Source organism: Streptococcus sp. 27098_8_69, assembly GCF_041432445.1.
GTDB lineage: Bacteria > Bacillota > Bacilli > Lactobacillales > Streptococcaceae > Streptococcus.
Window position 1 is genome coordinate 26,024 of sequence record NZ_JAPVZO010000022.1, and the last position, 10,754, is coordinate 36,777.

Genomic DNA, 10,754 nt, shown 5'->3' on the forward strand with positions numbered 1-10,754 from the left:
GAACAATTAAGTTTTCATGAGAACTATTTTATCATTTTCAAATAAGATGTCAAGAAAAAAGTTTCCTAGAGAACTATTTGAGTTAAAATTGACAATAGTTGATAATTTCTCTATAATAGGCACTAACTTGTCTGATTACACTAGAAATGGGAGAACTTTCAAATGAAACAAGAAGAGTATAAAACCTTAGGAACCCTTGCTGTCATTTTTGGAGCCCTGGCGCTTCTTGGTTCCTGGATACCAATTATCAATGGTCTATCCTTTCTCTTTGGATTTGTTGCCTTGATCTTAGGAGTCATCAGCATTGGCCTCAATCTCCAAAATCAAAAAACATTAGCTATGATTGGTTCAAGCTTTGGCCTCATTTCCATTATCATTGTACTGATAAGCCAACTGCTATTCACTCCTATCTTCGCTGATTTTATAAGAGGCTATCGTAGCTCTTCTAATTATCTCATGGAAGAACCAACCAATGAAGATTGGCCAAATAGTACCATTGATGAATATGAAGAGGAAGAAAAGATCTTTACCTGGACTCAAGAACAGTTTGATGCCTTAATAGAGGGCGACCCTTCCAACCAAGGGCAAGGCGGTAGCAATTACAAAGACATTATCAGCGAACATGGGATTCCAGATTCTGAAGTAGATTCAAGTGACAGTGATTATGAAACCAAAAGAATCACCTATCTCTCCCTAGGTTCACCTAGTAAGGCAGTTGTTTTAAACTTTGTAAAGCAGAAAAATGGTCAGTTTCTTCTGATTCATAAATTTGCTGTCGGACTGGATCGAAAAGAACAATCTGATTCTGGAGTGAAAGTTTAACATAACTAAAAAGGTACTGGGAATAGCAATCGGTAGACCAAGCCTCGATTTCTAAATCCCAACACCACGATATTTCCACAATCCATTGGATTATGGACAATTATAGATTACTAATAACGTTTTGAGCAAAAGAGATTTTCGTCTCTTTCCTGCCCTTTTGTCATCACAGGATAAACAAACCCCTTGAAAATATTGAATTTTCAAAGGGGTTATTTTTATTCTTAGAATCCGTCTACGTTTGTGTAGATTTTTTGTACGTCTTCGTCGTCTTCAAGGACTCCGTAGAGTTTTTCAAATGTTTCCAAATCTTCACCTGACAACTCAACTTCTGATTGAGGAATCATTTCCAATTCAGTTACTTGGAATTCTTCAATACCAGCTTCACGCAAAGCAACGATAGCCTTGTGAAGATCAGTTGGTGCAGTGTAGACAGTGATTGTTCCTTCTTCTGCTTCTACATCGTCTACATCGACATCTGCTTCAAGCAAGAGTTCAAAGATAGCGTCAGCATCTTCACCTGCAAAAACGATAACACCCTTGTTGTCAAAGAGGTAAGATACAGAACCTGAAGCTCCCATATTTCCGCCGTTTTTACCAAAAGCAGCACGAACATTCGCAGCTGTACGGTTAACGTTTGAAGTCAAAGTATCAACGATCAACATAGAACCATTTGGTCCGAATCCTTCGTAACGTCCTTCTGTAAAGGTTTCGTCTGTGTTTCCTTTTGCCTTATCGATTGCTTTATCAATAACGTGTTTTGGCACTTGCGCTTGTTTGGCACGATCGATAACGAATTTCAAAGCAGTGTTTAGTTCTGGATCTGGTTCACCTTTTTTAGCTGCTACATAGATTTCTACACCAAATTTTGCATATACTTTAGAGTTAGCTCCATCTTTAGCCGTTTTCTTAGCTACGATATTGGCCCATTTACGTCCCATTAGGAATCTCCTTTTTTCACATTTTAATCTTTCTTATTATAACACAAGTCTATCCGATTTTCACTAGAGGAAATGGATTTTCTTTTGTAAATTAAGCTAGGATTTCCCGCCAGTAGCCAAGAGTTTTTTGCCTTCTTTGATCCATGAATGTTTGGAAAGTGAGAAGTAAAGTTGGGCAGTCATAACTAGCCAGAGAAGGGGCTCACATAGAATCACACCTGTATAACCTGTCCAAGGAATAATCCAAGCGACGAAAATAATTTTACCAAAAAACTCGATAAAGCTTGATACAAGTGGCAAGAATTTTTGACCGAGACCCTGCAAGCTATTTCTATAGATCAATAAAAGACTCAAAAACGGATAGAATACAGAACTGATGCGTAGGTACAAAGCCCCATTTTCAATCAAGTAACCGTCTGTCGAACTTGCCAGGAAAGAAACTAGGCTAGGACTTGCAAAAAATAGGAATACACAAGCAAAGCTTGCCCAAGCCATACTGATATAACTCCCTAGTCGAAGACCGTGGACAATGCGATCTGGACGTTTTGCACCAAAGTTTTGAGAGATAAAAGTCGTCATCGATGCTGAGATAGCCGTCATTGGCAATAAGGCAAAGGCCATGATTCGGCGTGCTGCTGTCTGAGCACTGATAATGACTGCTCCAAAACTATTGACAGAGGATTGCAAAATAACACTTCCGACAGAGACGATTGAACCCATCAAGCCCATGGCTAGCCCCTGCTCTAAGAGATCGACATAGAGGGCCTTATTCCATTTAAAATCCTTCAACCTAGGAAGGAGCTCTGGAACACTCTTTCGGATATAGAAATAACAAAGGATAGCTGACAAACCCTGGGATATAATGGTTGCAAGACCTGCAGACTGAACTCCCAACTGCAATTGTGTAATAAAATACAAATCCAGAATGACATTAACGATGGCTGAGAAAATAAGAAAACCAAGCGCAGCAAGGCTATCACCAACAGAGCGTAGCAAACCTGCAAAAAGATTATAAGCAAAGCTCACTCCCACACAGCTAACAATCATGGAGATATATTCATAGGACTGAGGGAGAATTTCTACAGGTGTTTCTAGGTACTGTAAGAGTGGATAAAGACCAAAAAAGCCCATCAACATGACAAGCACACTCAAGATAATCCCTAAAATCCAAGTTGCTGCGACAGCTTCCTTAATCTTTTCAAAATTACGAGCGCCGTAGAGACGTGCAATAACAACACCCATCCCATTTCCAACACCGAGGGCAAAGCCGATAATCAAATCAAAAATGGCTGTCGTTGCCCCGACTGCCGCCAATGAATCTTGCCCTAAAAAACGCCCAACAATCAAGATATCAGCTGTATTGTAAAGTTGCTGAAAGATATTGGACAGTAGAATCGGTAATGCAAAACTAATTAGCGCGGGAAGGATGGGACCATGAATCAGGTCCACCGTTGATTTTTTATTCATAAGGCTATTATATCAGCTTTCTAGTAGGGGAACAAGGGAGTTTGGATAAGAAAGCGTTGCCTAGATACAAACAATCTGGTATAATCGTGACAGAAAAGGAGGCCATGTATGAGCTTAACCAGCCAGTTAATTACAGATGTATTCCCAGACCTTGAGAAAGTTGACCAATTAAACAAGGAAGCCTTTCCTGAAGAAGAACGGGTCCCTTTGGAAGAATTTTTAAGTTACCAGGATAGAGATGATGCCCACTTTTTCGCTTTCTATAACGAGGAAGAATTTGTCGGCTTCGCTTTTGCCATTTCCAACCAAAAAGCTTTCTACATTAGCTTCTTTGCCATTATGCCACATCTCCGTAGTCATGGCTACGGGAGAGAAATCATTGAAAAACTCATTGATTTTTACCAACGTACCATTATTCTTGAAGTGGAGCGATTGGACGAAGACTGCGATAACCTTGAGCAACGAAAAGCTCGCATGGACTTTTATCTACAAAATGGCTTTAAAACTGCAAATGCCTTCTTAGAATACGAGGGATTGAGTTTTGAAATTCTCTATCGTGGCGACCATTTTGATGAAGAGGCCTATCGGAATATATTTCAAAAATTACAAGAAGAGAATTACTTCGACTTTCGCATCGAATACCGACGTTTTAGTGAACACTAATCTAGATTGCAACCTTGAATCTCCATTAAAGATTTGTAATTTTCTCTGTAACCAATATACAATCACCTGTCGTAGGTGATTTTTTGTTATTCCCAAATAAGATGAAAACTTGGAAAAAATTATTCTCGCATATCACAAATAAGAGGCTGGGACAAAAATCCTAGCCTCTCAATTGTCTTTGGATTATCGAGCAAGACGCAGTGGTTGAGTGGGCTCTACTACGCTGATTTCATCAGCTTTTACAGCCCTACTCAACTTTACGGAGGTGGGACGACGAAATCGAATTCTAACGAATTACCGATTTCTGTCCCACTCTCTTATCATGATTTGTCTCATAAAGATGCACTAAGTTTACGCTTTTGTTCCAGCTTCTGGCATGATCAGCCAGAGAATGAGATAGGCAAGAATTCCTGATCCACCTAGTAATGTGAAGAGAATCCAAAGTCCACGAACAAGTGTTGCATCAATATCTAAATAGTCAGCAAGACCTGCACAAACACCTGCAATTTTTTTATCTTGAACATTGCGAACTAAACGTTTTTCCATACCAACAATCTCCTTGGCATTACTTTTATTTTCAATTTATTTTATCATCAAATCAAATCTTTTGCAATAGTCTTCCTCATTTTTACTGTGAAAATCTGTCATTCCTGCTCTCATAACCTTGTTTCTTTATTCTCATATAGCAGAAAAAGTGGGGATTCCTCCGCCACTTTTACTTTTTAATCTTCAATTTCGATTTCAAGATCATCGCCAAGGTCAAGAGTCACTTCTTGATTAGCTACTTCTACTTCGGGAGCCTTTACTTTTTCATCGGCTACTGCATCGTCTTCAATCAAGCCAAACTTGACACGAACTTGGTGGTCAATCTCATCAAAGACTTCTGGATGATCTGCCAAGTATTTCTTTGCATTTTCAGAACCTTGACCAATCTTTTCGTCTTTATAAGAGTACCATGCTCCTGCCTTCTTGATGATGTCAAGATCACTTGCAATCTTCAAAAGCTCACCAGTTCTTGAAATTCCTTCTCCATACATGATTTCAACAAAGGCTTCTTTGAATGGTGGAGCTACCTTGTTTTTAACAACCTTAATCTTGGTTTCCTTACCTACGCTCGTATCTTTTTGATCACCAGTTCCCTTGATTTGTGTGCTTCCACGAACATCCAAACGGACAGAAGCGTAGAATTTAAGGGCACGTCCACCAGGAGTTGTCTCTGGATTACCAAACATAACTCCTACTTTTTCACGCAATTGGTTAATGAAGATAGCAATTGTCTTAGTCTTATTAATAGAAGCTCCAAGTTTACGCATAGCCTGGCTCATCATACGAGCTTGAAGACCAACGTGGCTATCTCCGATATCTCCATCGATTTCCGCACGAGGTACAAGAGCAGCAACTGAGTCGATAACAACAAGGTCAACTGCACCTGAATCAATCAATTTCCCAGCAATTTCAAGACCTTGCTCCCCTGAGTCTGGTTGTGACAAGAGCAATTCGTCAATGTTAACCCCAAGAGCTGCTGCATAGGCTGGGTCAAGCGCGTGCTCCGCATCGATAAAGGCAGCAATTCCGCCTTCTTTTTGGGCTTGCGCTACCGCATGAAGGGCAACCGTTGTCTTACCAGATGATTCTGGACCGTAGATTTCGATGATACGTCCCTTTGGATAACCACCTGATCCGAGTGCAATATCAAGAGCCAAAGAACCTGAGCTCATCACTTGGACCTTTTGCTCTGCACGTTCACCCAAGCGCATGATTGATCCCTTACCGAAATCTTTTTCAATCAATTTAAGGGCATCGTTTAGGGCTTTTTCACGATCAGCACCAAATTTTTTGCCAATTTCGTCTAATTTTTTTGTTGGTTTTTTCGCCATTTTATTCTCCTGTATTCTAATAGTCCTTAGACCTTCTTCTATTATAACAAATCTCCATCACTTAATAAAGCTTTGCGAACTAGGTTAAAGGCATGTAATACTGCAATTTCTCGCACATCTGCACGACTTCTACCTGCGATATTGGCCTGGATAACTTCTGCCCCCGAAGCTTGCGCCAAAGCAATAAAAACTGTACCTGCTGGATGTCCTTCTAGGCTATCTGGTCCAGCCACTCCTGTCAAACTAATGCCAAAATCTGACTGGGTCTTGATTCGCGCCTGTTCAGCCATTTTTTCAGCAGTAAAGGCTGAGACGACTCCGTGTTTTTCCAATTCAGCCTGTGGAATATCAAGCATCTTAGCTTTTTCTTCAAGGCTATAAGTCACAAAACCACCTTTAAAGATAGCAGACACACCTGAGAAATCAGCCAAAGTAGCTTGAAAAAGACCTGCAGTCAAGCTTTCTGCTGCAGTGATAGTTTTCTTTTGCTTTTTCAACTCTTCTACTACCAGACTAGCCAAGCTGGTTTCTTCCCCATAGCCATAGCAAATTTCTCGAAGTGAAACGCCCTCAAAAGTTTCTCTTTCAAGGATTTTTTGTTCTAAAGTATCTAGAACACGATCTGCTTCTTCTTGACTCTTAGCCTTGGTCGATAAGCGAAGGGTCACTTCCCCAGTTTTAGCATAAGGTGCCAAGGTTGGATCCGTCTGCTGGTCAATCAAATCTGATAGAATGGTCACTAGCTGGCTCTCACCAATCCCAAAAAAACGTAGCACACGTGAATAGAGCTTAGATCCCGTTGTCAATCTTGGAAGCAACTCATTTAAGACCATAGGTTTCAATTCACTTGGAGGTCCTGGTAGGACAACATAGGTGACACCCGCCACCTCAATCATGCCACCGACTGCTAGACCCGTTTCGTTTGGTAATGGAGTTGAACCTTGAACGATTTGAGCCTGGCGTTCATTATTTGGAGTTCTAGCATAGTCTGGTCGGTGAGAAAAAAAGTCATCTAGCTTAGCCTGGGCCTGAGGATCAAAAGTCAAGTCACGTCCTAAAAATTGGGCTAAAGTTTGCTTGGTCAAATCATCTTCCGTTGGCCCCAAACCACCTGTTAAAATAACTAGACTACTTCGATTCTGAGCAATTTCTAACAAGGATAAGAGACGATCCTCGTTATCTCCTACAGCTGTCTGAAAATAGACATCTACACCGATTTCAGCCAACTTTTCAGACAAGAATTGCGCATTGGTATTGACAATTTGACCTGTCAAAATCTCTGTTCCAACAGCTATAATTTCTGCTTTCATTTTTTCCTCCTACTTACCTATTCGGATTTCTTTGAAAAAATCGCAGGATAATTCCTACGATTTGATGGATAATTTCTTGTTATTCTGACTCTTCAGAAGATGGTGGCAAGTGGCCAAAAAGATTCTCATACAAGACTATATTGGTCTCCAAATTCGTAACCTCTGGTTGTCCGAGCGAACGGCGTAAAAGATTTTGCATCTCTAACATATGCTCAGATGTCACGATTTGGTAAGAAGTCCCTTGAAGCATTGCATCCTCTCCACGCAATTGTTGAGACTCAATATTCTTAAATGAATCTTGATAACCCATCAACTGAGGAATCGTTGTTGTTGTAATTTCGATATTTGTCTGCATATTGTCACTAAGAGCCTTCAGAATCTCTTGATAGTGACTCACACTGTTCAAACTAAGAATCTTCTCGACAACTTTTTGAATCACTTCACGCTGACGTTTTTGACGGCCATAGTCTCCTTCTGGATCCTGATAACGCATACGTGAATAAACAAGGGCTTCTTCACCATTTAGCTTTTGTTCACCAACACCGATAGAAATCGTATTAAATGGTTCCTGATCTTGGATAGAGATTGGGAAACCTAGAGTGTTGTTCACTGTAATTCCACCTACTGCATCAACCATTCTTTGAAGTCCATGCATGTTGACCATCACATAACGGTCAATGTGGATATTCATCATTTTTTGAATCGTTGAAATAGACAACTCTGCTCCACCATTGGCGTAGGCAGCATTGAGTTTAGCCTCCGTTACACTACCATCTGGCTGCTGGATTTGTGTGAGAATATCACGCTCCAAACTCATCATGACTGTCTTCTTGGTTTTAGGATTCACCGTCACCAAGATCATTGAATCACTATTACCAGCCCATGGATCTGTACGTTCAACATTCCCTGTGTCCACTCCCATAAGCAAAATCGTCAGAGGTTCAGTCGCTTCAATGACCTTGGTTTCTTCTCCGATTTTTTTATAGGTTTTGGCCAAAGTCTGTGTACTCTGTTGGTAGATCGTATAGGCATAAGCTCCCACACCAAGTACTGTCACAAGAACAAAGCCTAAAAACATTCCGATTATCTTTTTTGCCATACTTTTATTCATCTATCAGTTGACCCATTAGGTAAACATCTAGAAACTCTCCTCCTTCTATACAAGCACCACGTTCCTGTAATCCTTCTATGTTAAAACCCATTTTTTCATACAGATGCACCGCAGCAAGATTTCTTTTTTGAACTGTCAATTGTAAACGTCGAATACTACCGCTTGATTTGGCCCATTCAATAGCTTCTTCCATGAGGATACTACCGAGACCATATCCCCAGTATACTTTTTTAATTCCAAGAAAGACATCACCAATATGTCGAACTCTCGGACGTTGATCCGCCGTTATATTGATGACCCCTGCTAGCTCATCATTCAAAAAAGCTAGTAAAGTAATTTGATTGTCCGATTGGGCCTGCTTGTCAATAAAATGCTGCATTTCTGATGCAGTCATTGCAATTCCATTTTCATCCAGACTGGTAAAGCTAGATTCATGACCAATCTGATCCAGAAGTGAAATAAGAGCCGAAGCATCTTGAACTTCTGCTTCACGGATTAAAAGATCATACTCCATCTGTCAACCTCTGCAAAAGTTCTGCTGCTCGTTGACCGTGGGCATGAAAGACAACTTCACGGCCCTCATCATCTTTAAGGATTTCTAATTCTAGATAGTCAGCTGGAAGAGCCTCACCTAATAGATGCCCCCACTCAATAACCGTTACACCTGAACCAAAAAGGAATTCATCCAAGTCGATAGAATCTGCATCCCCTTCGATGCGATAAACATCTAAGTGATACAAGGGTAGACGTCCTTCATATTCTCTAACAATGGTATAAGTAGGACTCTTAATCATTTGATGAATGCCTAATCCCTTAGCCAGACCCTTTGTTAGCGTTGTTTTCCCAGCACCTAATTCACCAGTCAAAATCAACACATCATTTTTTTCTAACAAATGCCCTAGGTCTTCCCCAAGTGCAATCAACTCATCTTCATTTTTTGTGTACATGTAATTATTATACCAAAAAGTTTTATTTTGTGATATTTCCATCAACAAAAAAAGAGGAGACTCCCCTCTTTTTTTAGTTTTTGTCATTAGTTAAGAGCCATACTGATGTAGTTCAAGATAAACAAGGCATCCAAAATCCAAATCATGACATGCACATCTTTCACTTGACCTTTGACAACCTTCGTCAAAGTATAAGTTAAGAAACCAACAGCAATCCCTTGTGTGATTGAGTAGCTGAATCCCATAAAGATAGATGTGAAGAAAGCTGGAACAGCTTCAGCCATATCATCCCAAGGGATATTTTTCAAGTTAGAAAGCATCATAATTCCGACGATGATCAAAATTGGTGCAGTTGCAGCTGTTGGAACGATTGCTAGAAGTGGGCTAAAGAAGCTTGATAGGGCAAAACAGATGGCAACAACCAAAGCTGTCAAACCAGTACGTCCTCCTGCACCGATACCCGCTGCAGACTCAACATAAGTTGTAACGTTTGAAGTACCTGCAATAGCACCTACTGAAGTTGCCACCAAGTCAGAGTAAAGAGCCTTATCCAATTTAGCTGACTCATGGTTTTCACCACTTGTTGCAATGATACCAACTTTTTCACCAGTACCGATAAGAGTACCGATAGTATCAAAAATATCTGTCAATGAGAAAGCAAGAATGGCCATCAAGGTTTCTGGCAAACGAGAAGTGTTTGAAATCAGAGATCCCAATCCTTCTGAACCAAGAGCAGCACCAAACAAGGTTCCTAGGTCGTTAACGGCTGATGAAAGATTATTGCTTGCAAAGTCAATGCTAGATAAATCAACAAGACCAACAGCAATGGCAAGAACTGTCGTTGTCAAAATAGAAAGGATGATACCACCTTTGATCCCCTTTACAACGAAGAAGATAGTAATGGCAAGACCTGCAAGAGCTACCAAGACAGCTGGAGTGTTGAAGTCTACCAATCCTGGAACAGCTGCTGAGTTTGCAGTAAGTGCTGCTTGAGCCTTATCTGCTCCTTCACCTGCTACTGTATAGGTACCTGGGTCAATCGAGAATTTCAAGAGACCAGCATTCTTAATCCCAACATAAGCAAGGAAAACCCCAATACCTGCTGAAATCGCTGAACGAAGAGTTGTAGGAATAGATTCGATGATCATTTTACGAACATTGGTCAATGTAATAATCAATGAAATAATCCCACAGATGAAGACCATTCCAAGGGCTTCTTGCCATTTATAACCCATCCCAAATACGACGGTAAATGTGAAGAAGGCATTTAGTCCCATCCCTGGAGCTTGTGCATATGGCAAGTTAGCATAGAAGGCCATCATCAAAGTTCCCACAACAGAACCGATAATTGTCGCCAAGAATACACCCTGAACAGGCATTCCTGTTTGTGAAAGCATTTGAGGGTTTACAAAGAGAATATAACTCATTGCAAAGAAAGTTGTTAAACCAGCAAGAACCTCTGTACGGACATCTGTCCCGTGCTCTTTTAGTTTAAATAGTTTGTCCATTTTTAATCTCCTTTGTCATTTTACGAACAATACTACCATTATATCACCAATCATTCATCTTTTCAAGATGTTTTTTCTAATTTTAAAAATTCTTATGAGATATTATTCTCT

At 40.3% G+C, this 10,754-nt stretch carries 11 protein-coding genes; 2 read left to right on the top strand and 9 right to left on the bottom strand.

The annotated features are described in order from the left end of the window. The first annotated feature begins 162 nt into the window (after window positions 1-162). The gene (locus O3658_RS08155) at window positions 163-822 is read left to right on the top strand and encodes a hypothetical protein (protein WP_371560719.1); all 660 of its coding nucleotides are present in this window, start codon (window positions 163-165) and stop codon (window positions 820-822) included. 221 nt (window positions 823-1,043) lie between these two features. On the opposite strand, the gene O3658_RS08160 is transcribed toward O3658_RS08155, so the two are convergent. Together O3658_RS08160 and O3658_RS08165 are read right to left on the bottom strand one after the other, a co-directional pair. Next, window positions 1,044-1,760: a YebC/PmpR family DNA-binding transcriptional regulator gene (locus O3658_RS08160; RefSeq protein ID WP_248034437.1), complete on the bottom strand. Its 717-nt coding sequence runs from the start codon at window positions 1,758-1,760 to the stop codon at window positions 1,044-1,046. 96 nt (window positions 1,761-1,856) lie between these two features. Beyond that, entirely contained in the window at window positions 1,857-3,227 is a 1,371-nt protein-coding gene (locus O3658_RS08165) for an MATE family efflux transporter (protein WP_371560721.1), read from the bottom strand. Window positions 3,228-3,335: 108 nt separating this feature from the next. Between O3658_RS08165 and O3658_RS08170 the strand changes: the two genes are divergently transcribed. After that, window positions 3,336-3,890 (top strand): GNAT family N-acetyltransferase, encoded by a 555-nt coding sequence (locus tag O3658_RS08170; RefSeq protein WP_248034439.1) that lies wholly within the window; start codon window positions 3,336-3,338, stop codon window positions 3,888-3,890. A gap of 351 nt (window positions 3,891-4,241) precedes the next feature. Here O3658_RS08170 and O3658_RS08175 read toward each other — a convergent pair whose 3' ends face one another. The 7 genes from O3658_RS08175 to O3658_RS08205 all read right to left on the bottom strand — a co-directional run bounded on the left by O3658_RS08175 (window position 4,242) and on the right by O3658_RS08205 (window position 10,643). Further along, entirely contained in the window at window positions 4,242-4,436 is a 195-nt protein-coding gene (locus tag O3658_RS08175) for a PspC domain-containing protein (protein WP_248034440.1), read from the bottom strand. A gap of 176 nt (window positions 4,437-4,612) precedes the next feature. Then, window positions 4,613-5,767 carry a recombinase RecA gene (gene recA / locus O3658_RS08180; RefSeq protein WP_153224556.1) on the bottom strand — a complete coding sequence of 385 codons (1,155 nt, stop codon included), beginning with the start codon at window positions 5,765-5,767 and terminating at the stop codon, window positions 4,613-4,615. Window positions 5,768-5,808: 41 nt separating this feature from the next. Next, on the bottom strand, window positions 5,809-7,077 hold the full coding sequence (locus O3658_RS08185; protein WP_248034441.1) for a competence/damage-inducible protein A: 1,269 nt from the start codon (window positions 7,075-7,077) through the stop codon (window positions 5,809-5,811). Window positions 7,078-7,156: 79 nt separating this feature from the next. Beyond that, window positions 7,157-8,176, bottom strand: coding sequence for an LCP family protein (locus O3658_RS08190; RefSeq protein WP_371560725.1), 1,020 nt, complete (start codon window positions 8,174-8,176; stop codon window positions 7,157-7,159). A gap of 4 nt (window positions 8,177-8,180) precedes the next feature. Further along, complete coding sequence (locus O3658_RS08195; protein ID WP_371560727.1) at window positions 8,181-8,702, bottom strand: N-acetyltransferase family protein; 522 nt, start codon at window positions 8,700-8,702, stop codon at window positions 8,181-8,183. Continuing rightward, window positions 8,692-9,135, bottom strand: a complete 444-nt coding sequence (tsaE, locus tag O3658_RS08200; RefSeq protein WP_371560729.1) for a tRNA (adenosine(37)-N6)-threonylcarbamoyltransferase complex ATPase subunit type 1 TsaE — start codon at window positions 9,133-9,135, stop codon at window positions 8,692-8,694. The genes O3658_RS08195 and tsaE overlap by 11 nt, the downstream gene beginning before the upstream one ends. Before the next feature lie 86 nt (window positions 9,136-9,221). Further along, complete coding sequence (locus tag O3658_RS08205; RefSeq protein WP_000359239.1) at window positions 9,222-10,643, bottom strand: NCS2 family permease; 1,422 nt, start codon at window positions 10,641-10,643, stop codon at window positions 9,222-9,224. Window positions 10,644-10,754: the final 111 nt, after the last annotated feature.

What these genes read in the sequence shown, in the direction of transcription:
- O3658_RS08155 (WP_371560719.1), top strand. Translation starts at nt 163, where the DNA reads ATGAAACAAGAAGAGTATAAAACCTTAGGAACCCTTGCTGTCATTTTT.
- O3658_RS08160 (WP_248034437.1), bottom strand. Translation starts at nt 1,760, where the DNA reads ATGGGACGTAAATGGGCCAATATCGTAGCTAAGAAAACGGCTAAAGAT.
- O3658_RS08165 (WP_371560721.1), bottom strand. Translation starts at nt 3,227, where the DNA reads ATGAATAAAAAATCAACGGTGGACCTGATTCATGGTCCCATCCTTCCC.
- O3658_RS08170 (WP_248034439.1), top strand. Translation starts at nt 3,336, where the DNA reads ATGAGCTTAACCAGCCAGTTAATTACAGATGTATTCCCAGACCTTGAG.
- O3658_RS08175 (WP_248034440.1), bottom strand. Translation starts at nt 4,436, where the DNA reads ATGGAAAAACGTTTAGTTCGCAATGTTCAAGATAAAAAAATTGCAGGT.
- recA (WP_153224556.1), bottom strand. Translation starts at nt 5,767, where the DNA reads ATGGCGAAAAAACCAACAAAAAAATTAGACGAAATTGGCAAAAAATTT.
- O3658_RS08185 (WP_248034441.1), bottom strand. Translation starts at nt 7,077, where the DNA reads ATGAAAGCAGAAATTATAGCTGTTGGAACAGAGATTTTGACAGGTCAA.
- O3658_RS08190 (WP_371560725.1), bottom strand. Translation starts at nt 8,176, where the DNA reads ATGGCAAAAAAGATAATCGGAATGTTTTTAGGCTTTGTTCTTGTGACA.
- O3658_RS08195 (WP_371560727.1), bottom strand. Translation starts at nt 8,702, where the DNA reads ATGGAGTATGATCTTTTAATCCGTGAAGCAGAAGTTCAAGATGCTTCG.
- tsaE (WP_371560729.1), bottom strand. Translation starts at nt 9,135, where the DNA reads ATGTACACAAAAAATGAAGATGAGTTGATTGCACTTGGGGAAGACCTA.
- O3658_RS08205 (WP_000359239.1), bottom strand. Translation starts at nt 10,643, where the DNA reads ATGGACAAACTATTTAAACTAAAAGAGCACGGGACAGATGTCCGTACA.